The following is a 24,561-nucleotide window of genomic DNA, read 5'->3' on the forward strand; positions in this document are numbered from 1 at the left end:
GGGGGCGGGCCGTACACCAAGTCGTACATCCCGTCGTACGCTCCGGTCAGGGCGCTTCGGGGACGAGCCGCTCGACCGGTACGAAGGGATGGTCGAGGCCGAAGCAGGACGGGCCGAAGACGTCCAGCGCCTCGGGGGTGCGCATCAGGTCGGGGGTCGAGATGCCGACGACGGTGACCCGCTGGCCGTAGCGCAGCCCCTCGGTGGTGATCGGCTCGGCGGTGTCGCCTTCGAGGACGCAGATCAGGTCGGGGACGATGCACACCACGTCACCGTCCACCACCGCGACCAAGTGCTCGTTCTGGAAGCGGAGTTCGAGCGTGGAGTGCCCGTCGTGGCCGGTGAAGCGGGCCCGGCCACGGGTGAAGCCCTCGACCGTACGGCGTTCCACGTCGGTGACCTTGCCGCTGAAGAGCACCCGCAGGTGGGTGTAGATGGTGCCGGCGAGGGTCTCGCGCAGGACGGCGACCGGGTCGGTGTGGTTCTCCCGGCCCTGCCTGATGGCCCGGCCGACGGCGAGCGCGAGGGAGAGGGTGCGCGGGATGGCGGTGCGTTTCACGTCGGCGCCGGTCATCGCGTACTCGGCGATCAGCGAGGAGCCGCCGAGGCGGACGGTGACCCCGCGGGAGATCCACTCCATGCGCTTGTTGTCGCCGCCGGTGTCGATGATCACGCTCTCGCCGTTCTCGCCCGCGATGGCCATCGGGGTGCCGGGGACGCCGTAGACCGAGAAGGTCTCCATCTGGAGTTCGGGGAAGGCCCGGCCCATGCCGTCGGCGTCGACCACCGGGAGTCCGGTGCGGGCGGCGACGAACAGGGGGATCATCGAGTTGATGCCGCCGCACTCGATCGGCATGGTGGCGTCGGCACTGCGGCCGAGATGCGCCTCCAGGGCGCGCAGCGCGGCGACCGGTTCGGCGCCGCTGGGGATCTTCTCGACCATCACGGTCGGGGCGCCCATCATCGCGGTGGGGATGACGAACGCGTCGTCGTCGAGTTCCTCGGGGTCCAGTACGGTCACCGGGCCGTGCTCCCGGATGGCCTGCTCCACCAGGAGGCGGCCGATCAGGGGGTCGCCGCCACCGCCGGTGCCGAGCAGGGCGGCGCCGCGGGCGAGGTCGGTCAGCTGGTCCAGGCCGAGCTTCCAGCTCATGGGGTTGTGCTCCTGTCGGGGGTTGTGTCGCGGGCAGCGCTCAGGCGGGGAGTTGGAGGTCGCCGACCGCTTTGCAGCGGATACGGGTGGCGTTGCCGGGGAGGTAGGGGACGGGGACCTCGTCGAAGTCGACGATGCGGACGCCCGCCGGGTCGGCGCCGGCCGCTATCGCCCGGTCGACGGCCTCCTGCCGGGCCTCGTCCACCACCGCCTCGCGGCGGCCCGAGCCGATCGCGTACACCCGGTCGACCTCGCCGCCGACCTGGGCGATGGCCGCGCCGATGGCGTTGGCGACCGCGAAGTGGTCCGGGCGGTGCACTCCGCCGGCGCCGGGCAGGTCGTCCGGCAGCAGCACGGACCCGCCGCCGACCGCCACCACCGGCAGCGGGTCGGCGGAGGTACGCATCCGCTCCACGATGTCCGCGACGTCCACGGCGATCCGGTCCAGGGCCGCCTTCACCAGCGTCGGATCGAGACGGGCGACCGCGACCGGGTCGCCGATGTCGGCCCGCCCCGCGGCGACCGCGAGGTCGGTGGCGGTGAGGGTGGAGCCGCCGAAGACCAGGGCTTCCTCGGTCAGCCGGTAGCCGACCGAGTCCGGTCCTACGGTCGGCCCGTCGGCGGTCTCGCGCACCAGGCTGCCGCCGCCGATGCCGATGCTGACCACGTCCGGCATCCGGAAGTTGGTGCGGATACCGGCGATGCTGACCTCGGTGGTGGCCTCGCGGGGGAAGCCGCCGCTGAGCACCCCGACGTCACTGGTCGTACCGCCGACATCCACGACGGCGCAGGTCCCCAGGCCGGAGAGGAGGGCCGCGCCGCGCATGGAGTTGGTCGGTCCGGAGGCGAAGGTGGCGACCGGGTAGCGGCGGGCGTACTCGACGTCCATCAGGGTGCCGTCGTTCTGGCTCAGGTAGAGCGGCGCGGTGATGCCGTAGTCGGCCAGCGAGCGGATCAGGCCGTCCACGATGTGCGCGGCGAGTTCGCGCAGCGCGGCGTTGACGATGGTGGCGTTCTCCCGCTCCAGCAGGCCGATGCGGCCGATCTCGTGGGAGAGCGAGAGCGCCACGTCGGGACCGAGTTCGGCGGCGAGCACTTCCGCGGCGCGCAGTTCGAACTCGTTGCTGACCGGCGAGAACACCGAGGAGATGGCGACCGAGCGGACCCCGTGCGCGGCCATGTCGGCGGCGTGCGCGCGCAGTTCGGCCTCGTTCAGCTCGGCGATGTGCCGGCCGTCGAACTCGTGGCCGCCGTGCGCGAGATAGGCCCGCCCGGACACCGCGCCGACCAGCCGCCGCGGCCAGTCGACCATCGGCGGCAGTGAGGCGGTGGCGGGCAGGCCGAGCCGCAGCGCGGCGGTCGGCGCCAGGTCGCGGGCCTGCACGAGGGCGTTGATGAAGTGCGTGGTGCCGATCATCACCGCCGTCAACTCGCCTGGCTGGAAGGCGCGTTGGGCCCGCAGCGCGTCCAGCGCCTGCACGATGCCGGTGGTCACGTCACGGCTGGTGGACGCCTTGGTCGCGGCCAGCACGGTCGAGCCGTCCAGCAGTACTGCGTCGGTGTTGGTTCCTCCGACGTCGATTCCGATGCGCACGGGATGTCTCCAGACAGGTGGGGCGATGCGGTGCGTTGGGCGGTGCCGCCGGGCCCGGACCGCCGTACGGATCAAGGCAGTTGGGCGGCACCAGGCTGTCGGGTGGCACCCGGCTGCCCGGCGGCCCTGATCCTGACGGCGGGCCGGCGCCGTCAGACCGGGTCGGGTTCGGGGACGCGGTCGGAGGCCGTCGCCCGCGCCGCGCCGCGCAGGTCGGTGGTACGGGAGATGCCGACCGGGATGAGCAGTCCCGCCTTGCCCACCAGGACATACCCGAGCAGGGCGACCAGCAGCGAGTTGACGCTCGGCAGACCCCAGTCGACGTACTTGCCGACCAGCGACGCGGCGAGCCAGATCACCAGCGTGGCGGGCACCCAGGTCGGCGCCTGCGCGGGCAACTCGCCGGTGGCGCGGCCGGCTTCGAGGTCCGGGCGCCAGCGCTTGACGATGAAGTACTCGGCGACCATGATCCCGACGATCGGCGGGAAGGCCACCCCGAGGATGACCAGGAAGTCGGTGAAGCTGTCGAGGATCCCGGCCGCGCCGAGGACGCTGCCCGCGACGCCGACCACGAGGGTCACCACCGCGCGGTTGGCGGAGCGGCCGAAGACCGTGCCGACGAAGTTCACGATGCCGAGGCTGGAGCTGTAGAGGTTCCAGTCGTTGATCTTCAGGGTGCCCATGACGATCACCAGGGTGCCGACCCAGCCGACCGAGGAGGTGACGATGGTGATGATGTCGGAGGAGTGGACCGCGTGGGCGAGGAGCACACCGGACATCCCGATGGTGTATTCGCCGAGCGTGAAGCCGAGCACGGTCTGCTTGACCACGTCGGCGGTGCCCCGGTTGAAGCGCGTCATGTCCGGGGTGACCACCGCGCCGACGATGAATCCGCCGGCCACCAGGGTCGTCCCCTGGAGCAGGGATATGTGCGGTCCCACCGGGGCCGACGAGACGAGCGAGCCGAGGCTGTGGTTGGACAGCTCGCGGATGACCGACCAGCCGACCAGGATCAGGAACGCGGGCACGGTGACGTAGGCGGCCCACTTCATCGAGTCGAAGCCCCACATCACCATCAGGGTGATGGCGAGCCCGAACAGCAGCGACCAGCCCCATTCGGGGAGCCCGCCGATCAGCCCGTGCAGGCCCTGCGCGGAGACCCCGGACTGGATGCCGAACCAGCCGATCAGGCTGATGCCGATGGCCAGGCCGATCAGCGCCGAGCCGCCCTGGCCGAAGCCGGTCCAGCGGGTCAGCACCGAGGTGTTGAGCCCTTCCCGTACGGCGATGACGCCGACGAGCACCGAGACCGCCTCCAGGATGAGGGCGCCCAGGGTGAACGCCCAGAAGGCGTTCCAGAACGTCATCCCGTAACCGAGCGTCGCGCCCAGCAGGAACTGGCTCAGCGCGGACACCTGTCCAAAACGCTGTACTGCCACCGACCACCACGGGTAGCGCGCGGAGTGCGGAACTCGGGTCAGGGCGTAGTCGTCGACGCCCACGGATCTCTCGGTCATCAGGACCTCCAGTGGCTGCGGTGCCTCCCGGGAAAGGGGCCGCTGGCGGAACGCTAAATTCCGCCGCCGCTGAATGTCAGCGTGCCGATGTGCCAGCCGGGACGCCCCGGCTGTGCGAAGTGCCCTGCTGCGGTTTCACCGGCGTAAAAACGGCGTCAGAAGGCCGTCGTCGCCGCCTTCGCCGTGATGCTGCCCCGCGGCTGATCCGCCCGCCGGCGTGCGTCGGCCGTCTCGACGGCGGCCCGGTGCCGGCGGATCTCGTCGTGATGGGTGATGGCCCACTCGATCAGGGAGGCCACGATGTCCTTGAGGCTGGCGCCGAGTGGGGCGAGGGCGTATTCCACCCGCGGCGGCACCTCGGCGTGGGCGGTCCTGGTGATCAGGCCGTCCTGGTGAAGCTGGGCCAGGGTGCGCGAGAGCATGCGCTGGGAGATGCCGGGGATGGCGTGCAGCAGCTCGGTGTAGCGCATCACGCCGTCCTGCAGGGTCGCGATCACCATCAACGACCACTTGTCCCCGACCCGGTCCATGATCTGGCGGACGAAGTCCGCGTCCTCGACCGGGATACGGGCGCAGGGCCCCGGGAGCGCGGCTGGGTCCTTCTGGACTGAGACAGGGACTGAGACAGGGACTGAGGCAGGGACTGAGGCAGGGACTGAGACAGCTTTCATTGCGGACACCCCCCTTCGGTAGCGGACACGGATGTGTGTTTTGTAGGCCCTCCCATACTGGCCTACCGTGGCGCTACATACCAATCGTATGTATCCAGGTCACATGCGTCGCACCGACGCCCTGACCCACCATGGAGGCACCACATGACCGGATCCGCACCGACTCGCGCACAGCAGGATGAAACGCCGCTGACGAGCAGCTACCGAGTGGTCGAGACCGGGGTGACGGAGACGGGCCTCTCGACGATCGCCAAGGACAACGTCGTGGCCCGTCAACTCCGTCCCGGACGGGCGCGGCCTCAGCCGGCTCTGGGAGGCCGACGGGGTGCTGCCGGGCGGTGACGCGGCGAAAACAGGGGACGACGCGGTGGAGTCGCCGTTCTTCCCCGAGGCGGGCGGGGTGCGGTTCTGGTCGGTGACCGTGCCCCCGAGACCCCGGACACTCCGCCGCCCGCGGAGTTCCACCAGACCTCTTCGCTCGACGTCGGGATCGTCCTCTCCGGACGGATCGTGCTGGAGATGGAGGACGGGACGTCCGCGGAACTGTCGGCGGGGGAGGCGTTCGCCCAGCTGGGCACCCCGCACAACTGGCGGAATCCGTATGGCGTGGATGCCGTCATCGCGGTCGTCATGATGGGCCGGGACGCATGACGGAACTCGGGAATTCCTGAACCTCACGACGGAGGGCGCCCCGCGGTCGATCCGCGGGGCGCCCTCCGTCGTCGTAGCGAAAACGACTACAGCTTCTCGATGACGTAGTCGATGCACTTCGTCAGCGCCTCGACGTCCGCCGGGTCGATCGCCGGGAACATCGCCACGCGGAGCTGGTTGCGGCCGAGCTTGCGGTAGGGCTCGGTGTCGACGATGCCGTTGGTGCGCAGGACCTTGGCGACGGCCGCCGCGTCGATCTCGTCGGCGAAGTCGATCGTGCCGATGACCTGGGAGCGCTTGGTGGCGTCGGATACGAACGGGGTCGCGTACTTCGACTCCTCCGCCCAGGTGTAGAGGCGGCTCGACGAGTCCTTCGTGCGGGCCGTCGACCAGGCAAGGCCGCCCTGGCCGTTGATCCACTCAAGCTGCTCGTTGAGGAGGAACAGGGTGGAGAGGGCCGGGGTGTTGTACGTCTGGTTCTTGCGGGAGTTGTCGATCGCCGTGGGGAGCGAGAAGAACTCGGGCACGTGCCGGCCGGACGCGTGGATGCGCTCCGCGCGCTCGATCGCGGCCGGGGAGAAGACGCCGATCCACAGGCCGCCGTCGGAGGCGAAGGACTTCTGCGGGGCGAAGTAGTAGACGTCCGTCTCGGCGATGTCGACCGGGAGGCCGCCCGCGCCCGAGGTGGCGTCCACGAGGACGAGGGAACCTTCGTCGGCTCCCGCGACCCGCTTGATGGGGGCCGCGACGCCCGTCGACGTCTCGTTGTGCGTGTACGCGTACACGTCCACGCCCGCCTCGGCGGCCGGGTCCGGGTGCGTGCCCGGGTCGGAGGAGATGACCGTCGGCTCGGCCAGCCACGGCGCCAGCTTGGCCGCCTTCGCGAACTTCGAGCTGAACTCGCCGAAGGTCAGGTGCTGGGACTTGTTGTCGATCAGGCCGTGGGTCGCGACGTCCCAGAAGGCCGTCGAACCGCCGTTGCCGAGGACTACCTCGTAGCCCTCGGGGAGGGAGAAGAGGGCGGAGACGCCCTCGCGCACCTTGCCGACCAGGTTCTTGACCGGGGCCTGGCGGTGGGACGTACCCAGCAGAGACGTACCGGTGGCGGCCAGCGCGTCCAGCGCCTCCGTCCGCACCTTGGAGGGGCCAGCGCCGAAACGTCCGTCGGCGGGCTTGATGTCAGCGGGAATCTCGATATCAGCCACGAGCCGGAGCGTATCCCCTCGGTGAAACCGGACGGAAACGCGTCCGTTCGATGAGACGACCGAGGAGATGGTCCCTCCGGCCCGTGTCCGGCCCGTGGACAAGTGGATCAGTCGCCCGGTGTCAGTCGCCCGGCGTGAGCTTTACCGGCAGCTCGAAGATGTCGTTCTGCGTCACCACCGGCTTGTTGCGGAGCTCGGCCGCCGGGACCGCCAGGTCCAGGTGCGGGAAGCGCTCGTAGAGCGCCGGGAGCGCCACGTCCGCCTCCAGGCGGGACAGCGCCGCGCCCGGGCAGACGTGCGGGCCGTGGCCGAAGGAGATGTGGCGGTTCTCGCTGGTGCGGGTGATGTCGAACTCGCCCGCCGTCGGGCCGTGGGCCTCCTCGTCGCGGCCGATCGCGGCGTACGACACGATCAGCGCGTCCCCGGCCGGGAGGACCTTGTCGCCGACCTGGACGTCCTCCGTGGCGAAGCGGATCAGGACGTGCGAGGTGGGCGTCGAGTGGCGCAGGGTCTCCTCGACCACCGAGGACCAGTCGGCCTCGCCGGCCAGCACCAGGGCGCGCTGGACGGGGTGCGTCGACAGGTTGACGACCGCGTTGACGATCAGCGAGATCGTCGTCTCATGACCGGCCGCGACCATCAGCTGGAGCGTGGAGACGATCTCGTCGTCGGTGAGGTGGTCGCCGTTCTCGGACGCCGCGATCAGGGCGGAGGTCAGGTCGTCGCCGGGTTCGGCGCGCTTGGCCGCGACCGTCGCGGCCATGATGCCCGCGAGTTCCGTGAGGGTGGCGATCACCTCGGCCGGCGGGGTCTGCGTCGAGAAGAACTTCTCGAACAGCTCCTTCAGGCGCGGGAGTTGGTCCTCCGCTATGCCCATCAGGTCGGCGATGACGTACATGGGGAGCGGGTACGCGAACGCCGCCTTCAGGTCGACCTCGACCTCGTCCCCGTCCAGGCCGTCGAGCAGGCCCTGCGTCCGCTTCGCGATCCGCTCCCGCATCTGCTCCACCCGGCGCGGGGTGAGCGCCTGCGCGACCAGCGTGCGCATCCGGCGGTGGTCCGCGCCGTCCACGGTCAGCATCGAACGGCCCGGGTTCGCCAGCCCGATCAGCGGCCAGTCCGCGGGGATCTCACCGCGCTGCCAGGCACCCCAGACGTTGATGTCCTTCACCAGCCGCGGATCCGTGAGCAGCTGTTTCGCCTCGGCGTGCCGCGTCACCGCCCACACGGGCACACCACCGGGCAGTTCTACGGCGGCCAGCGGACCGGCCTCACGCAGCCTGGCGCTCTCGCCGTCCAGGTCGCCGACGAAGGGGTCGAGGACGATACGGGTCTCTTCGGTACCGGTGCTCATGCGGGAGTGCCTCCAAAGGCAGGGGCTGGGCTCAAAGGAAGGGCAGGGCAAGGCGCAAGGGCGGGAACTCAGTGCGCGGCGACGGGCGTGAACCGGACCGGCAGGGCGGTCAGGCCCCGCAGCCACGGCGAAGGTCTCCGCGTGAGGGACTCGGCCGGTACCGCCAGGTCGATGTCCGGGAGGCGGTCCAGTACGACCTCGATCCCCGTCCGCGCGATCACCTCGGCCACCTCCTGTGCCGGGAACGGGCACCGGTGCTCCCCGTGCCCGAAGGAGAAGTGCGCGTTGTTGCCGCCGGTGAGCGCGGAGCCGTCGGTGCGGACCTGGGGGTCGGAGTTGGCGCCCTGGAGGCCCAGCAGGAGCAGGTCGCCGGCGCGGATACGGCGACCGCCGAGCTGGGTGTCGCGGGAGGCCCAGCGGCCGGCCACGTTCTGCGTCGGGGTGTCCTCCCAGAGGACCTCGTTCATCGCCTCGGCGACACTGTTGCGGCCACCGAACAGCGAGGCGGCGAAACGGTCGTCCGTCAGCATCAGCCGCAGCGAGTTGCCGATCCAGTCGGCGGTCGGCTGGTGGCCGGCCGCCATCATCACCATCAAGTCCTGGGCGATCTCGAAGTCGTCGAAGCCGGAGTCGTGTGTGAGCATCCGCGACACGACGTCGTCGGCCGGATTGTCCTTCCGGTCGGCCAGCAACCGCCCCATGGACGTGGCGAGATGGGTCTGCCCGGCGATCGCGCGTTCGCGTCCGTCGATCATGTCGTTGAGCGCGGTCACCAGGCCGGGACCCTGCTCGTCCCGGAAGCCGTAGAGCCGGGCCAGGACCCGTACCGGCAGCAGCATCGCGTAGTCGCCGACGATGTCCGTCTCGCCCTTGGCGCACATCCCGTCGATCAGTTCGTCCGCGAACTTCTCGGTGTACGACCGGAGTTCGGACGGGTCGACGGCCTCCAGCGCGTCGCTGATCATGCCGACGCGCTCGCGGTGCCGCTCGCCGACCGTGTAGAGGATCGACGGCTGCTTACGGCCGATCATCGGCAGCAGCGGCCAGTCGTCGGGGATGCCGTCCCACTGGTTCCACAGGTCGGAGTCACGGCTGAACAGCACCGGATCGCCGGTGACTTGGTGCAGCTCGCGGTAGCCGAGCACCAGCCAGGCCGGTACGTCGCCGTCGAGCACCACGGGGGTCACGGCGCCGTGCTCGCGCCTCATCTCCCGGTACAGCTGCGCCGGTTCGGTCTGGAACCTGGGTCCGCTCAGCGGTACGGGCGCGGGGGCAGGGGCGGTCACAGGGCCAACTCCTGGTGAGGGGCGGGGACTTGGGTGTCGTAGCGACCGCTCTGCGGGCCGTGGTGGTTCTTGACGTGCTCGACCAGGCTGATCAGGACCTGTTTCGCGGACGCGCGGGAGCGGGCGTCGCAGTCCAGGAGGGGGACGTGCGGGTCGAGGTCGAGGGCCTCGCGGATCTGCTGCGGGGCGTAGGTCTGGCCGCCGAAGTCGTTGCAGGCCACGATGAAGGGGGTGCCGTGGTGTTCGAGGCGGTCGATGGCGTACCAGGAGTCGCCGATGCGGCGGGTGTCGACGAGGACGACCGCGCCGAGCGTTCCGGAGAACAGTCGGTCCCAGAGGAACCAGAACCTCTCCTGGCCGGGGGCGCCGAACAGGTACAGCACATTGCGGGCGTCGAGTGTGATGCGGCCGAAGTCGAAGGCGACGGTGGTCGCGGACTTGCCGCGCACCTCGCTGATGTCGTCGACGGCCTCGCCGGCCTTCGTCATCGTCTCCTCGGTGTTGAGGGGACGTATCTCGCTGACCGAGCGGACCAGCGTGGTCTTGCCGACGCCGAAGCCGCCGACGACCACGATCTTCAGGCCGTTGTCGGCGGAGGCACCCAAGGGGGTGCGCGCGTCAGAGGTTGCGGAGTCCAACGAGCACCTGTTCCAGGACGTCGGGATCGAGATCGGCCTTGCGCGGATGGCGGGCGCTGACCCGGCCGGCCGTGAGAAGGTCGGAGAGGAGGATCTTGGTGATGGACACCGGGAGTTTCAGTTCGGCCGCCAACTCGACTACGGCCGTGGGGTGTTCGGTGATCCGCAGGATCGCCGCGTGCTCCGACTGCATCCCGGTCGCCGGATCGCACTCGGCGACCACGAGGGTCACCAGGTCGAACGGGCTGTCCGGGCCGGAACGGGTGCGGCCTCCGGTGAGCGTGTAGAGGCGGTCGGGTGAGTCGTCCCTGCCGGGGCGGCTCATCACGAACGGGGTTCCGCGCGCAGGTGCTCGCCGAGCTGTTCGACCAGCTCGCTCATGTTGTGCCCGATCAGCCCCGCGTCCGCGTCCTCGGCGGTGACCAGGGCCAGATGCGCGCCCTCGCCCGCCTCGACGATGAACAGCACCCCGCCGTAGAACTCCGTCATCGCGGAGCGCACACCCCCGCTGCCGTCCCCGAACTCCACCGACGCGCCGTGCGACAGCGACTGGATCCCGGCGGCGATCGCGGCGAGCTGGTCGGCCTGGTCGACGGAGAGTTCGGGCGTCCGGCACAGCTTGAGGCCGTCCCGCGACAGCACGAGCGCGTGCCGCGCACCCGGGGTGCGCTCCAGGAGGCCCTCGATGAGCCAGGTGAGCTTCTCGTCGGCGGTGGTCGTGCCGGTCATGAGGTGGGGTTGCCTTCCGAGTGGGAGAGGGAGGGGGCGGGCTCTGCTGATACGGGGCTGTCCGCGCTGTTCGCTGATACGGGGCTGTCCGAGTCGATGTCGGACGCGCGCGTGCCCTGGTCGGTCGCCGCCTCGCGTACGGCCCGGCGGAAGCTGTTGAAGCGGGCGGTGCGGGCGAGGGTGTCGTCGGCCGAGGGGGCGGGACGGGGCGTCTCGGGCACCGGGGACTCGGCACGCGCGCGTGAACGCTCGGCTTCCGCGAGCGCCTGACCCCGGCGCCGCTTGGGCAGGCCTTCGGGCAACGCGTCCGCTACGTCCGTCACCGCGTCGGCGAGGATACCGCGCTCCGGCGACTCGTGCGTGGGCACCGGGTCCGGGTCCAGATCGGCGAGGGTGCGCCCGGCGGCGTAGGACATCCACGGATGGTCCCGGACGGAGGGCGCGGACTCGGGCTCGGACTCGGGAACCGCCTCCGGATCCACCGGTGTTGAAGGCGAGGGCTGCGGCGACGGTGACGGCTCGGGCAGGTCCAGGGACACCTGCGGTGTCGGCGCGTCCTGGGGCACCAGGATGTCCTGCGGTACGAGCATCAGGACGCCGGTGCCGCCCCGCGCGGAGGGCCGGTACGACACCTTCAGGCCGTACTTGCGGGAGAGTCGCCCGACGACCGCGAGGCCGAGCCGGGTGCCGGTGAGGCCGCCCAGTTCGGTCGAGTCACCGGAGACGGCACGCTCGGCGCGGCGCAGCTGGATGTCGCCCATGACCAGACCGCTGTCCTCCACCGAGAGGATGACCCCGGCGGGCACTTCTTCTACGTAGACATGCACTTCGGCGCTCGGCGGCGAGAAGTTCGCGGCGTTGTCGAGGAGTTCGGCGAGCGCGTGCATCACGCCCTCGGCCGCGTGCCCGGCGACGGCGGTGTCGCTCGCGGAGTGCACACGCACGCGCTGGTAGCCGCTGATCCGGCCCATCGCGCCGCGCAGGATCGACTCCATGGCGATCGGACGGGCCCAACGGCGGCCGGAGCGCGCTCCCGTGAGCACGGCGACGGAGTCGGCGATACGGCCCGCCTGCGCGGTGCGGTGGTCGAGGTGGAGCAGGTCGGCGAGGACGTCCTCGTCCGAGTGCCGCTCCTCCATGGCGCGCAGGTCGGCGAGCATGCCGGTGGCCAACGCCTGCATCCGGCCGGCCGCGTTGGCGGTCGCGGAGAGCGCGGCGGCCCGCTCGTGGGAGTCCCGGCGGGCCTTCTCGGACAGCTGCTTGTTCTCGGCGGTCAGCCGGGCGCGCTCCAGCTCGCGCTCCTCCGTGAGGCGGGTGCGCTCCTCCGCGAAGGAGGTGGTGAGCCGCATGCGCTCCTGGGAGAAGTCGGAGGTCAACCGGGCGCGTTCCTGCGAGAGTTCGGTGGTCAGCCGAGCCCGCTCGTGGGTCAGCTCCTCGGTCAGCTGCACGCGCTCCCGGTCGAAGTCGGTGCTCAGCCGGGCCCGTTCCTGCAGCAGCCGCCCCGCGTCCAGGGTGACGGCCTCCAGGCGGCGGCGGGTGATCCGGGCCGTCTGGTACGCGTGCGCGGCGAGCGCGACGGCCGCGCACAGCAGCAGCGCGCCGGCACCGGCACCGCAGGCGACCGCGAGGCGCTTCGAACCAGGGGTCACATAGACCGCGCCGGCGACCGCGAGCCCGGCCAGCACGGCGGTGAACAGGGGCGCGGGGGCGACGGTGCGGAAGGTGGGTCGTTCGCCGGGAAGTATGGGGGCGGTCATGAAGGGGGTCCTCGGTCGGGTCCTCGGGCGTCTTTGGTCGTGGTCCTCAGTCGTCCTCGGTCGTGTCCTCGGGGGGTGCTCGTCGGGTTCCTGGGCGAGAAGCGACACCGGGTGCTCAACTGACGGTCACTATATGAGAGTTAGTGATCGAACTGGGTAGGTTCTGGATGCGTTTACGGAATTGGTGGTCCGTCGGCGCGAAGTTTCCCGGAACGTTTCGTCAGATGCCGGGCGGTCACTGTCAGTGGTCGGGTGCATGCTGGGGGCATGGCGGATCTTCAGACGGAGTCGGTGGGTGCTCGGGCGGAACTGGCGGCTGTCCAGGCGGAGCTGCGCGGCACCGTCCGGGGCGAGGTCGGTTTCGACGTCACGTCCCGGGCGCTGATGACGATGGACGCGTCCAACTACCGGCGCGTTCCGCTGGGTGTCGTCGCGCCCCGTGACGCCGAGGACGTGGCGGCGACGCTCGCGGCGTGCCGGGCGCACGGGGTGCCGGTGGTGGCACGCGGCGGCGGCACGTCGATCGCCGGCCAGGCGACGGGCACGGGCGTGGTCCTGGACTTCACCCGCCACATGAACGGCCTGGTGTCCCTGGACCCCGCCTCCCGTATGGCGGTCGTGCAGCCCGGCCTGGTGCTCGACCGCCTCCAACAGGCTGCCGCCCCGCACGGTCTGCGCTTCGGCCCCGACCCCTCGACCCACAGCCGCTGCACCCTCGGCGGGATGATCGGCAACAACTCCTGCGGCTCCCACTCGGTCGCCTGGGGCACGACGGCGGACAGCGTGAGCGAACTGTCGGTGATCACCGCGCGGGGCGACCGCCTGACGCTGGGCCGCGACTGGGCGGGCGCCCCAGAGGGCCTACGCCCCCTCGTGGAAGCCGAGTTGGCCCGCCTGCGCTCCGGCTTCCCGGACCTCCCCCGCCGCATCTCGGGCTACGCGTTGGACGCCCTCCTCCCCGCGAACGGCGCGGACGTCGCCCGCTCCTTCTGCGGCAGCGAGGGCACGCTGGGCATCCTCACGGAGGCGGTCGTACGCCTTGTCGAGGCACCCCGCGCGCGTGCGTTGGCGGTACTCGGCTACGCCGACGAGAGCGCGGCGGCGGAGGCGGCGGCGGGGCTCCTGCCTTTTTCGCCGCTCACCGTCGAGGGCATGGCGGCCGACCTGGTCCGCTCCACGGCCGACCTCCCCCGGGGCGGCGCCTGGCTGTTCGTCGAAACGGGCGGCGACACGGAGGCGGAGGCACGCGCGCGTGCGGAGACGATCGTCCGCGCGGCCGACGTCCTCGACTCCCTGGTGGTGACCGACCCTGCGGGCCAACGGACCCTGTGGCGCATCCGCGAGGACGCGAGCGGCACGGCGACGAGGATGCCGGACGGCTCGGAGGCGTGGCCGGGCTGGGAGGACTGCGCGGTACCACCGGCTCAACTGGGCCCGTACCTACGGGACTTCAGGGGTTTGCTGGCCGCGCACGACCTACGGGGCACGCCGTACGGCCACTTCGGGGACGGCTGCATCCACGTCCGCATCGACTTCGACCTGCTGACGGAGCCGGGGGTGGCCCGCTTCCGCCGCTTCTCCGAGGAACTGGCCGAGTTGGTGACGGCGCACGGCGGCTCGCTCTCCGGCGAACACGGGGACGGCCAGGCACGCGCGGAACTCCTCCCGAAGATGTACGGCGCCGAGATGGTGACCCTGTTCGAGCGAGCGAAAGGGGTATGGGACCCGGACGACCTCCTCAACCCCGGCATGCTGGTGCGACCGGCCCCGCTCGACTCGAACCTCCGCTTCTCGGTGCTCCCGCGCGAACCGGTGGACGTGGTGTTCGGCTACCCGTCCGACGGCGGCGACTTCTCGGCGGCGGTACGGCGCTGCGTGGGGGTGGCCAAGTGCCGTACGACAGAGGTGTCCGGATCGTCGGTGATGTGCCCGTCGTTCCGCGCGACGGGCGAGGAGGCGCACTCCACACGCGGGCGGGCCCGACTCCTCCACGAGATGCTCGCGGGCGAACTGGTCACCGACGGCTGGCAGTCGACGGAGGTCCGGGACGCACTGGACCTCTGCCTGTCCTGCAAGGGCTGCCGCACGGACTGCCCGGTCGGCGTCGACATGGCCACATACAAGGCGGAGTTCCTGCACCACCACTACGAGGGGTGCCGCAGGCCCGCGGCCCACTACTCGATGGGCTGGCTGCCGCGCTGGCTGCGACTCGTGGAACGCACGCGTACGGCGTGGCTGGTCAACTCCCTTGCTGCGGTGGGGCCGTTGGCGTGGGCGGCGAAGAGGCTCGGCGGGATCGCGCCCGAGCGGAGGATCCCTCGGGTCGCGCGGGTGACGTTCACCCGATGGTCGAAGCGATGGTTCAGGGCGAAGCTGCGGGGCATGCGCGCCGACTGGCGATCGGGCCGGGAACCGGAGCGCCCCCGGGGCGGCGCGGTCATGGTCTGGCCGGACACCTTCACGGAGCACCTCTCACCGTCGGTGGGAATGGCGGCCGTGCGCGTACTGGAGGCGGCCGGGCTCTTCGTGGTGCCCATGCCGGCGAAGACCATGGGCGTGACGGAGACACCGGACGAGGACGGCGACGGCACGTCGTACACCTTCAGCCCCTGGAAGGCCCGCCGAGTCCGCGTCTGCTGCGGCCTGACCTATGTGTCGACCGGCCAACTGGACCGCGCCCGCGCGGTGTTGCGCAACACGCTGGACCTGCTGGATGTGTTCCTGAGCCCCGACCTGCCCGAGACGGACGAGATTCCGGCGCACTTCGTCGTCCTGGAACCGAGCTGCGCGGCGGCCCTCCGCACGGACCTCCCCGAGCTACTCCCCGACGACCCCCGAGCGGCCCGCCTCGCCGCGTCGATCCTCACCTTCGCCGAGGCCCTGGAGCAGCTCGCCCCCGACTGGACCCCGCCCCGCATCGACCGCCCCGCGGTCGGCCAGACCCACTGCCACCAACACGCGGTCCTGGGCGACACCCCCGACCGCCGCCTCCGCGCGGCAGCGGGCCTGACCGGCGAACTGGCGGGCGGCTGCTGCGGGTTGGCAGGCAACTTCGGCTTCGAGAAGGGCCACTACGAGGTGTCGGCGACGTGCGCGGAGGAACAGCTGTTGCCATCGGTGAGGGAAGCACCGGACGGGGCGGTGATCTTGGCGGACGGCTTCTCGTGCCGGACGCAGCTGGAGCAGATGGCGGGGGTACGGGGGCGGCATTTGGCGGAGGTGCTGGCGGAGGTGCTGGAGGGAGAGGGGAAGTGACCGACGAACTGGGCCGAGTCGCGGTCCTCTCCGACATCCACGGCGTACTCCCCGCTCTGGAAGCGGTCCTCGCCGAACCGGAGGTGGCCACCGCCGACCGCATCGTCCTCACCGGCGACATCACGGCCGGCCCCCAACCGGCGGAAGTGGTCGACCTGTTGAGGGCCCAGGGCGACCGAGTGCTGTGGATCGCGGGCAACGCGGACCGCGAACTGGTCGAGTACCGCAGGGGCGAACGCGACGAGATCCCCGACCCGATCGCCCCCTACGCGGCGACCGCCCTCCGCCCCGACCAGATCGACTTCCTGGCCACCCTCCCCAAGACGTTGACGCTCCCCGTCCGCGGCCACGGACGGGTCCTGTTCTGCCACGCAACTCCCCGAAACGACGAGGAAGTTGTCCTGGTCGACTCCCGCCCCGCCCGCTGGACCGAGGTCCTCACCGGCCTCGACGACGACATCCGCACGGTCGTCTGCGGCCACACCCACATGCCGTACATCCGCCTCGCCCAAGGCCGCCTGATCGTCAACCCCGGCAGCATCGGCATGCCGTACGGCCGCACCGGCGCCCACTGGTGCCTGCTCGGCCCCGGCACGGACCTGCGCGTCACGCCGTACGACATCCCGGCGGCGATCACCCGCCTCACCCGCGAGTCCGGCTACCCGGAGATCGCCGAGTGGGCGGACTACTTCCTCAACGCACGGGCGTCGGACACGGAAGCACTGGAGATGTTCGGGCCTCGGGACGGGCGCGGGTGACGCCGTATACGACTTCAAGGGCGCCCGGCTGAGGGCGGAAGCACAGGTTCATTAAGGCTGCTCTCAGGTTTATCAGAGAACTCTCAGGTTCGGGGTCGTAACTCAGGATTCGCAAAGGTATTCACAGCACCTGCTTGCCGTTTGCTTGCCGACTTTGCTGCTTCGTGGCGTCGGCCGCGTGTAAGTTCCTCGGTGTCGGGAATTCCCCGGGCGGTAAAACGCTCGACTTTGACGCACAATCCACTGCACAACCCAAGGAGTTCGGCATGAGCCTCAAGAAGCTCGCCCCGCTGCCCCCCAAGCCCAAGTCGAAGCAGCTCCCGCCGCCGCCCCCGAAGCCGCGCAAGAAGCACCAGCCGAAGCCGCTGCCGAAGCCGCTGCCCGGCCAGGACAGCTGAACCGGCAGTAGAAGAGGGCCGACCCACGCAGTCGGCCCTCTTTTCTTTCCCGAATTCGAAAATCCAAGAGAATTCTGATGACGGAAAGCGGAGGGGATTGTGGGCGTGGATATGGATGCGACGGCGGATCCTGATCAGGAAGACCTCGACGAATACGACGAGGACTACGGAACTCCCACCATTCCCGCCAAAGTCGCCTTCCGGCGGTTCTGGCCGCTCACCGCGGGTCTCAGACGCTGGCTGATGCTCGTCTGGGTGTGCACCATCGTCGGCGCACTCGCCGAGACCGAGGCCATCCTCCTCTTCAGCGACCTCACCGACCGCGCCCTCGCGAAGGGCTCGCTGAGCGCCTTCTGGAGCCCCGCCGCCAAGTGGCTGGGCGTGGCGATCGTCGGCGCGTTCGTCTCGTACGCCGGCAACTCCCTTGCCGCCTGGGCCACCGAACGCTTCGTGATGAGACTGCGCGAGCATGTCTTCGACCACGTACAGCAGTTGCCCCCACACTTCTTCCAACGGCACCGCCAGGGCGACCTGTTGTCCCGCCTCACTGGCGACGTCGAGGCGATCGAGACCCTCGTCGTGTCCGGCGTCATCGGCACCGCCTCCGCGATCTTCTCCGCCCTCTTCTACGCCGCCGCCGCGTTCTGGCTCCGCTGGGACCTCGCCGCCGCCACCTTCGTCCTCGCCCCCCTCTTCTGGCTGGCGGCCCGCCGCTTCTCCGGCTCCATCAAGGACGTCTCGCGCGAAGGCCGGGTCGCCGACGGCGCGATCACCTCCGTCGTCGAGGAGTCCCTCGGCAACATCGTCCTCACCCAGGCCTACGGCCGCCGCGACGCCGAACGCCGCCGCCTGAACGAGGAGGCCGGCGCCTGGTTCCGGGCCTCCGTCCGCTCGACGCGGCTCAACGAGGCGTACGAGCAACTCGTCGCCGTCATCGAGACCGTGTGCGTGCTCGCCGTCATCGGCATCGGCGCCTGGGAGATCTCCACCGGCCGTATGACCCTCGGCCAACTCCTCGCGTTCTCCGCCTTCTTGGGCTACCTCTACCCGCCCGTCCGCGGCCTGGCCCAACTCGGCCTGACCATCACCGCCGCCACCGCGGGCGCCGAACGCCTCATCGAGATCCTCGACGTACGCCCGTCCGTCGCCGACCCCGCCCGCGACACGGAGACCGGCCGCCCCGACGGCACCGTCGAACTCCGCGACGTCTCCTTCAGCTACCCCGGCGCCGACCGAGTCGCCCTGGACGGCCTTTCCTTCACCGTCAACCCCGGCGAACTGGTGATCGTCACCGGCCCCAGTGGCGCCGGCAAGTCCACGGTCTCCAAAATGCTGCTCCGCTTCTACGACCCCGACGCGGGCGAGGTCCTCCTCGACGGCGTACCGCTGCGGAACCTCCCGCTGGCCCGCCTGCGCGAGTACGTCACCCTGCTCCCCCAGGAGACGCTGGTCCTGCACGACACCGTCCGCGCGAACATCGCCTGCGGCCGGCCCGGCGCGAGCGAGCAGGCGATCATGGACGCGGCCGTCGCCGCCGACGCGCACGAGTTCATCCTCCGCCTCCCCGACGGCTACGACACGAAGGTCGACCCCAACTCGGCCCGCCTGTCCGGCGGTCAGCTCCAGCGCCTGGCGATCGCCCGCGCGATCCTGCGCGACGCCCCGGTCCTGGTCCTCGACGAACCGACCACCGGCCTGGACTCGATGGCCGCCCGTCGGGTCGTAAAGCCCCTACGACGCCTGATGGCGGGCCGTACGACCATCATGATCACCCACGACCTCAACCTCGCCCCCGACGCCGACCGCATCCTGGTCGTGGACCGGGGCCGGATCGTGGAGACGGGCCGGCACGAGGAGTTGATGGCGCGGGGCGGGGCGTACTCGCGACTGCACCGCTCGCAGAACAACGCGGCGATGGACACGGGGGAGTTGAGGCTGCCGTCGTTCGCGGAGAGGGGGATCCCGGTAGGGGTGCCGGTGGGCGTGCCGGTGGCAGTGGCGGAGGGTGCGGCGGCGGGCGTGGGCTACGGATACTCCCCGGCGCCGATTTTCGTCGAGAGCTGGGCGCCGCCGCAGACGTACGAGCCGGTGTACGAGCCGACGTATCAACCGACCTACCCGCCGGCCTACTCACAGACCTGCCCGCAGGCCTACCCGCAGACCGAGTATCCGGAGTACTCCGATCCCCTCTTCGGGCCCATGCCCACCAGCCTCCCCGACGGCCGGCCCCTGTTCCGGGACTAGGCCCAGCGACAGCTGCATAAAGGGTTCTCACACCTGTCTAAGTCCATTACCATGGACCGAGCAGTGCATCGTGATGGACGAATGCGCGCTGAGCCGAGCCCTGGAAGCCCCGTGAGCATCCCCACCAGTACGTCGACCACCGCCCCCGTGGCCACTCCGACCGCCGCCGCCCCGCGCCGCGGGGGTTCGCTCGGACCGGTGGGTCTGGTGCTGGCCGGAGGTATCTCGGTGCAGTTCGGCGGCGCGCTGGCGGTGACGCTGATGCCGCGGGTGGGCGCGCTGGGTGTGGTCGCGCTCCGCCTGCTGGTGGCCGCGGTGGTCCTGCTCGTGATCTGCCGCCCGAGCCCGCGCGGTCACTCACGCGCGGACTGGGGCACGGTCGTCGTCTTCGGCGTCACCATGGCCGCGATGAACGGCCTCTTCTACCAGTCGCTGGCCCGCATCCCCCTGGGCCCGGCGGTGACGCTGGAGGTACTCGGCCCGCTCGCCCTCTCGGTCCTGACGTCCCGGCGCGCACTGAACGCGGTGTGGGCGGGGCTCGCCCTGGCGGGCGTCTTCCTCCTCGGCGGCGGAGGCTTCAGCAGCCTGGACCCTGTAGGTGTGGCGTTCGCCCTGGGCGCCGGCGCCATGTGGGCCACGTACATAGTTTTCAGCGCCCGCACGGGGCGCCGCTTCCCCCAGGCCGACGGGCTGGCGCTGGCGATGGTCGTGGCGGCGGTGGTGTTCCTGCCGCTAGGCATCGCGGAGTCGGGCACGAAGCTCCTGAACCCCACGACGCTCGCCCTCGGCTCTGCGGTTGCGATCCTCTCCTCGGTCCTGCCCTACACCCTCGAACTCCTCGCCCTGCGCCGCCTCCCCGCCTCCACCTTCGCCATCCTGATGAGCCTGGAACCGGCCGTGGCGGCGACGGCGGGTTTCCTGATCCTCCACCAGGCACTGTCCGTTCCTGAGGCGATGGCTATTGCGCTGGTCATCGCGGCGAGCATGGGGGCGGTGCGGACGCAGGTGGGCCGGGGGAAGGTGAAGGTAGAGGCGTAGGTGGACCGGGTGTGTAGGTGCACGGAAGCCCGACTCTCACAAAGAAGCGGGCGGCCCGACGTCCACTCCACGGCTCAGGCCCACAGCACTTCCCCGTCCCTTCCTCATCCCACACCCCCCACTCAATAATGCAAGCACGCTTGATTGTTTCTGGCGCCCCTGCCATGCTCCCCCCATGTCCGATCCGACGCGCGTGTTCGACGACCTGCGTGAGGAGAGCGAGGAACTCGACCGGCTGGTAGCCGAGTTGAGGCCGGAGGGCTGGGCCGTCGAGACCCCCGCTGCCCGCTGGACCGTCGCCCACCAGATCGCCCACCTGGCCTGGACCGACCACTCCGCCCTGCTCGCCGTGACGGACGAGGACGCGTTCCGTGCGCTGGTCGAGAAGGCCCTCGCCACTCCCGAGACGTTCGTGGACGAGGGAGCGCAGGAGGGGGCCTCGAAGACACCCACCCAGCTTCTCGCCGACTGGCGGGCCGGGCGGGCGGCGCTGCTGGACGCCCTGTACTCCGCATCCACAGGAACCCGCTTCCCCTGGTACGGCCCACCCATGTCGGCCGCCTCCATGGCCACCGGTCGGCTTATGGAGACCTGGGCCCATGGGCAGGATGTCGCCGACGCGGTCGGTGTGGTTCGGCCACCTACAGATCGGCTCCGGCATGTGGTGCGCATCGGTGTGCGCGCACGTGACTTCGCCTTCGGTGTGCATGGGCTCACCCCGCCGAGCGAGGAGTTCCGCGTCGAACTCCACGCTCCCTCCGGCGAGGGTGAGTTGTGGGTCTACGGTCCCGAAGACGCTCCGCAACGTGTCACCGGCCCCGCCCTCGACTTCTGCCTCCTCGTCACCCAGCGCGCCCACCGCACCGACCTCGCGGTGGAGGCGGTCGGTCCCGATGCCGATCGATGGCTCGACATCGCCCAGGCCTTCGCGGGGCCACCCGGCGCCGGGCGTCCGCCGAAGTCGAAGGGGGCCGGAGAGTGACTTCCACCGTCGCCCCCCTCCGCATAGGCAACGCCTCCGGCTTCTACGGCGACCGGTTCGACGCCCTCCGCGAGATGCTCACCGGCGGTCAACTGGACGTCCTCACCGGTGACTACCTCGCCGAGCTGACCATGCTCATCCTGGGCCGGGACCGGCTCAAGGACCCCGGCGCCGGGTACGCCCGTACCTTCCTCAAGCAGTTGGAGGAGTGTCTCGGGCTCGCCCAGGAGCGTGGGGTGCGGATCGTCACCAACGCCGGAGGGCTCAATCCCGCCGGACTCGCCGACGCCGTACGGAAGTTGGCGGATCGGCTCGGGATAGCCGTACGGGTCGCGCATGTCGAGGGGGACGATCTCGCCGGTCGGTATCCGGATGCTCTCGCCGCGCATGCCTATCTCGGTGGTTTCGGGATCGCCGCTTGTCTTGATGCGGGGGCCGAGGTCGTGGTCACCGGGCGTGTCACCGATGCCGCCCTGGTCGCGGGGCCCGCCGTCGCGCACTTCGGGTGGGGGGCGGGCGACTACGACCGGCTCGCGGGGGCCGTTGTCGCCGGACATGTGCTGGAGTGCGGGACCCAGGCGACCGGCGGCAACTACGCCTTCTTCACCGAGCACGCGCCCGAAAAGCTCCGCCGCCCCGGCTTTCCGCTCGCCGAGATCCACGGGGACGGCTCCTGCGTCATCACCAAGCACCCCGGCACGGGGGGAGTCGTGGACGTCGGTACCGTCACCGCGCAGCTCCTGTACGAGACGCACGGCGCCCGGTACGCCGGCCCCGACGTCACCGCCCGCCTCGACACCGTCCGGATCGGGGAGGACGAGACCGGGGACGATCGGGTGCGGATCGAGGGGGTGCGGGGGGAGGCTCCGCCGCCCACCCTCAAGGTCGGGCTCAACCGGCTGGGCGGCTTCCGCAACGAGGTCACCTTCGTGCTCACCGGGCTCGACATCGAGCGCAAGGCCACACTCGTCCGGGAGCAGATGGAGGCCGCGTTCGACGAGGGGAACGCCAAGTCCCGGCCCGGTGAACTCCGTTGGGATCTCGCCCGTACCGACCACGCGGACGCCTCCACCGAGGAGACCGCCAGCGCACTGCTGCGGCTCGTCGTGCGGGATCCCGATCAGGAGACCGTCGGGCGGGCGTTGAGCGCGGCGGCCGTCGAGCTCGCACTCGCCAGTTACCCCGGCTTCCATGTGCTGACCCCACCTGGAAAGGGAGCGCCCTATGGCGTCTTCGATGATGTGTATGTCCCCCATGGCGCCGTCGACCATATGGCCGTCCTCCATGACGGGCGCCGGATTGCTGTGGCCCCGGCCCACGACACCCGCGTACTGGAAGACGTTCCGCAGCCGACCCTCCCCGAGCCTCCGCCGGACGGGCCCACGACGCGGGCGCCCCTTGGTCTGGTCGCCGGGGCCCGTAGCGGCGACAAGGGAGGGAACGCCAACGTGGGGGTGTGGGCGCGTACGGATGAGGCGTGGCGCTGGCTCGCCCATGCGCTGACCGTCGAGCGGTTCAAGCAACTCCTGCCGGAGACCGCCGAGTTGGGTGTGACGCGGCACGTGCTGCCCAACCTCCGCGCCCTCAACTTCGTCGTCGAGGGGATTCTCGGCGAGGGCGTCGCCGCCCAGCATCGTTTCGATCCGCAGGCCAAGGCCCTGGGCGAATGGCTGCGTTCCCGTCGTCTGGACATACCGGAGGCCCTCCTGTGACCGTCCTCCCGACCGCCCTGGACACCAACGGTCCCGACTACGCGGCCCACCGCGAGACCATGCTCGCCAAGCTCGGCGAACTCGACGCCGAGCACGCCAAAGCTCTCGCGGGTGGCGGGCCGAAATACGTCGAACGGCACCGCAAGCGCGGCAAGTTGCTCGCTCGCGAGCGCATCGAACTGCTCCTCGACCCCGACACGCCCTTCCTCGAACTCTCCCCGCTCGCCGCCTGGGGCAGCGACTACGCGGTCGGCGCCTCACTCGTCACCGGCATAGGTGTCGTAGAGGGCGTGGAGTGCCTGATCACCGCCAACGACCCGACCGTCCGTGGCGGCGCCAGCAACCCCTGGTCCCTGAAGAAGGCCCTGCGCGCCAACGACATCGCCCTCGCCAACCGCCTTCCCTGCATCAGCCTCGTCGAGTCCGGAGGCGCCGATCTCCCGTCCCAGAAGGAGATCTTCATCCCGGGCGGCGCCATCTTCCGCGACCTGACCCGCCTTTCGGCCGCCGGCATCCCGACCATCGCGGTCGTCTTCGGCAACTCGACCGCCGGTGGCGCGTACATCCCTGGCATGTCCGACCACGTGATCATGGTCAGGGAGCGGGCGAAAGTGTTCCTCGGCGGGCCGCCGCTCGTGAAGATGGCGACCGGCGAGGAGAGCGACGACGAGTCGCTCGGCGGCGCCGAGATGCACGCGCGCGTCTCGGGCCTCGCGGACCACTTCGCCGTGGACGAGCAGGACGCGTTGCGGCAGACGCGCCGCGTCGTCGCCCGCCTCAACCACCGTAAGGCGTACGGCGATCCGGCCCCGGCAGCACCTCCCAAGTACGACGAGGACGAGCTGCTGGGCATCGTCCCGGGGGACCTGAAGACCCCCTTCGATCCCCGCGAGGTCGTCGCCCGGCTCGTAGACGCCTCCGACTTCGACGAGTTCAAGCCCCTCTACGGCACGAGCCTGGTGACGGGTTGGGCCACCCTGCACGGCTATCCGGTGGGCATCCTGGCGAACGCCCAAGGGGTCCTCTTCAGCCAGGAGTCCCAAAAGGCCGCCCAGTTCATCCAGTTGGCCAACCAGCGCGACATCCCGCTGCTCTTCCTGCACAACACCACCGGCTACATGGTCGGCAAGGAGTACGAACAGGGCGGCATCATCAAGCACGGCGCGATGATGATCAACGCCGTCAGCAACAGCCGCGTACCGCATCTCTCCGTCCTCATGGGCGCCTCGTACGGCGCCGGCCACTACGGCATGTGCGGGCGCGCCTACCACCCCCGCTTCCTGTTCGCCTGGCCCAGCGCCAAGTCCGCCGTCATGGGCCCCCAGCAACTCGCCGGCGTCCTGTCGATCGTCGCCCGCCAGTCGGCCGTGGCGAAGGGGCAGCCGTACGACGACGACGCGGACGCGGCGCTGCGCGCCATGGTGGAGCAGCAGATCGAGTCCGAGTCACTGCCGATGTTCCTGTCGGGGCGGCTGTACGACGACGGTGTCATCGACCCGCGCGACACCCGCACCGTCCTCGGCCTGTGCCTGTCCGCCATCCACACCGCGCCCTACGAGGGCGCGCGCGGTGGCTTCGGCGTCTTCCGGATGTGAGGGCCATGACCGACATGAGGGACC

21 protein-coding genes are annotated in these 24,561 nt (G+C 70.5%); 10 read left to right on the forward strand and 11 right to left on the reverse strand.

What is annotated here, in order from left to right; genetic code table 11:
* Window positions 1–46 precede the first annotated feature (46 nt).
* From SPR02S_RS12410 to SPR02S_RS55625, 4 genes are all read right to left on the reverse strand, one after another.
* The gene (locus SPR02S_RS12410; protein ID WP_019057284.1) at window positions 47–1,153 is read right to left on the reverse strand and encodes an S-methyl thiohydantoin desulfurase family protein; all 1,107 of its coding nucleotides are present in this window, start codon (window positions 1,151–1,153) and stop codon (window positions 47–49) included.
* 40 nt (window positions 1,154–1,193) lie between these two features.
* Entirely contained in the window at window positions 1,194–2,747 is a 1,554-nt protein-coding gene (locus SPR02S_RS12415; RefSeq protein ID WP_019057285.1) for a hydantoinase/oxoprolinase N-terminal domain-containing protein, read from the reverse strand.
* A gap of 152 nt (window positions 2,748–2,899) precedes the next feature.
* Window positions 2,900–4,264 (reverse strand): purine-cytosine permease family protein, encoded by a 1,365-nt coding sequence (locus SPR02S_RS12420; protein ID WP_019057286.1) that lies wholly within the window; start codon window positions 4,262–4,264, stop codon window positions 2,900–2,902.
* A 155-nt stretch (window positions 4,265–4,419) separates the two neighbouring features.
* Entirely contained in the window at window positions 4,420–4,794 is a 375-nt protein-coding gene (locus SPR02S_RS55625; protein WP_019057287.1) for a winged helix-turn-helix transcriptional regulator, read from the reverse strand.
* A 285-nt stretch (window positions 4,795–5,079) separates the two neighbouring features.
* Here SPR02S_RS55625 and SPR02S_RS62990 point away from each other — a divergent pair, with 285 nt between their 5' ends.
* Both SPR02S_RS62990 and SPR02S_RS65695 read left to right on the forward strand, forming a co-directional pair.
* Window positions 5,080–5,277 carry a hypothetical protein gene (locus SPR02S_RS62990; RefSeq protein WP_158697807.1) on the forward strand — a complete coding sequence of 66 codons (198 nt, stop codon included), beginning with the start codon at window positions 5,080–5,082 and terminating at the stop codon, window positions 5,275–5,277.
* A gap of 66 nt (window positions 5,278–5,343) precedes the next feature.
* Window positions 5,344–5,586 (forward strand): cupin domain-containing protein, encoded by a 243-nt coding sequence (locus tag SPR02S_RS65695; RefSeq protein WP_158697808.1) that lies wholly within the window; start codon window positions 5,344–5,346, stop codon window positions 5,584–5,586.
* Between the two features lie 86 nt (window positions 5,587–5,672).
* Here the strand turns inward: SPR02S_RS65695 and serC are convergent, their stop codons facing one another.
* From serC to SPR02S_RS12465, 7 genes are all read right to left on the reverse strand, one after another.
* A complete protein-coding gene (gene serC / locus SPR02S_RS12435) occupies window positions 5,673–6,791 on the reverse strand; it encodes a phosphoserine transaminase (RefSeq protein WP_019057289.1) in 1,119 nt (372 codons plus the stop codon).
* Between the two features lie 121 nt (window positions 6,792–6,912).
* On the reverse strand, window positions 6,913–8,145 hold the full coding sequence (locus tag SPR02S_RS12440; RefSeq protein ID WP_019057290.1) for a cytochrome P450 family protein: 1,233 nt from the start codon (window positions 8,143–8,145) through the stop codon (window positions 6,913–6,915).
* A gap of 68 nt (window positions 8,146–8,213) precedes the next feature.
* Window positions 8,214–9,431 (reverse strand): cytochrome P450, encoded by a 1,218-nt coding sequence (locus SPR02S_RS12445; protein WP_019057291.1) that lies wholly within the window; start codon window positions 9,429–9,431, stop codon window positions 8,214–8,216.
* Window positions 9,428–10,069 (reverse strand): GTP-binding protein, encoded by a 642-nt coding sequence (locus tag SPR02S_RS12450; RefSeq protein ID WP_078622869.1) that lies wholly within the window; start codon window positions 10,067–10,069, stop codon window positions 9,428–9,430. The genes SPR02S_RS12445 and SPR02S_RS12450 overlap by 4 nt, the downstream gene beginning before the upstream one ends.
* Window positions 10,050–10,394, reverse strand: a complete 345-nt coding sequence (locus SPR02S_RS12455) for a DUF742 domain-containing protein (protein WP_019057293.1) — start codon at window positions 10,392–10,394, stop codon at window positions 10,050–10,052. The genes SPR02S_RS12450 and SPR02S_RS12455 overlap by 20 nt, the downstream gene beginning before the upstream one ends.
* Window positions 10,394–10,798 (reverse strand): roadblock/LC7 domain-containing protein, encoded by a 405-nt coding sequence (locus SPR02S_RS12460; protein ID WP_019057294.1) that lies wholly within the window; start codon window positions 10,796–10,798, stop codon window positions 10,394–10,396. Before SPR02S_RS12460 ends, SPR02S_RS12455 begins: the two co-directional genes overlap by 1 nt.
* The gene (locus SPR02S_RS12465) at window positions 10,795–12,555 is read right to left on the reverse strand and encodes a sensor histidine kinase (protein ID WP_019057295.1); all 1,761 of its coding nucleotides are present in this window, start codon (window positions 12,553–12,555) and stop codon (window positions 10,795–10,797) included. The genes SPR02S_RS12460 and SPR02S_RS12465 overlap by 4 nt, the downstream gene beginning before the upstream one ends.
* A gap of 267 nt (window positions 12,556–12,822) precedes the next feature.
* On the opposite strand from SPR02S_RS12465, the gene SPR02S_RS12470 reads away from it, so the two are divergent.
* The 8 genes from SPR02S_RS12470 (at window position 12,823) to SPR02S_RS12505 (ending at window position 24,537) form a co-directional block, all read left to right on the forward strand.
* Entirely contained in the window at window positions 12,823–15,810 is a 2,988-nt protein-coding gene (locus SPR02S_RS12470) for an FAD-binding and (Fe-S)-binding domain-containing protein (RefSeq protein WP_019057296.1), read from the forward strand.
* Entirely contained in the window at window positions 15,807–16,568 is a 762-nt protein-coding gene (locus SPR02S_RS12475) for a metallophosphoesterase family protein (RefSeq protein ID WP_019057297.1), read from the forward strand. Before SPR02S_RS12470 ends, SPR02S_RS12475 begins: the two co-directional genes overlap by 4 nt.
* Window positions 16,569–16,834: 266 nt before the next feature.
* Window positions 16,835–16,966 carry a hypothetical protein gene (locus SPR02S_RS65700; RefSeq protein ID WP_019057298.1) on the forward strand — a complete coding sequence of 44 codons (132 nt, stop codon included), beginning with the start codon at window positions 16,835–16,837 and terminating at the stop codon, window positions 16,964–16,966.
* 111 nt (window positions 16,967–17,077) lie between these two features.
* Window positions 17,078–19,210, forward strand: a complete 2,133-nt coding sequence (locus SPR02S_RS12485) for an ABC transporter ATP-binding protein (RefSeq protein ID WP_019057299.1) — start codon at window positions 17,078–17,080, stop codon at window positions 19,208–19,210.
* Window positions 19,211–19,291: 81 nt separating this feature from the next.
* Window positions 19,292–20,248, forward strand: a complete 957-nt coding sequence (locus SPR02S_RS12490; RefSeq protein ID WP_078622870.1) for an EamA family transporter — start codon at window positions 19,292–19,294, stop codon at window positions 20,246–20,248.
* A gap of 175 nt (window positions 20,249–20,423) precedes the next feature.
* On the forward strand, window positions 20,424–21,230 hold the full coding sequence (locus tag SPR02S_RS12495) for a TIGR03084 family metal-binding protein (protein WP_019057301.1): 807 nt from the start codon (window positions 20,424–20,426) through the stop codon (window positions 21,228–21,230).
* Window positions 21,227–22,942, forward strand: a complete 1,716-nt coding sequence (locus tag SPR02S_RS12500; RefSeq protein WP_019057302.1) for an acyclic terpene utilization AtuA family protein — start codon at window positions 21,227–21,229, stop codon at window positions 22,940–22,942. Before SPR02S_RS12495 ends, SPR02S_RS12500 begins: the two co-directional genes overlap by 4 nt.
* Complete coding sequence (locus SPR02S_RS12505) at window positions 22,939–24,537, forward strand: acyl-CoA carboxylase subunit beta (RefSeq protein ID WP_019057303.1); 1,599 nt, start codon at window positions 22,939–22,941, stop codon at window positions 24,535–24,537. Before SPR02S_RS12500 ends, SPR02S_RS12505 begins: the two co-directional genes overlap by 4 nt.
* Window positions 24,538–24,561: the final 24 nt, after the last annotated feature.

It is taken from the genome of Streptomyces prunicolor NBRC 13075 (assembly GCF_000367365.1).
GTDB lineage: Bacteria > Actinomycetota > Actinomycetes > Streptomycetales > Streptomycetaceae > Streptomyces > Streptomyces prunicolor.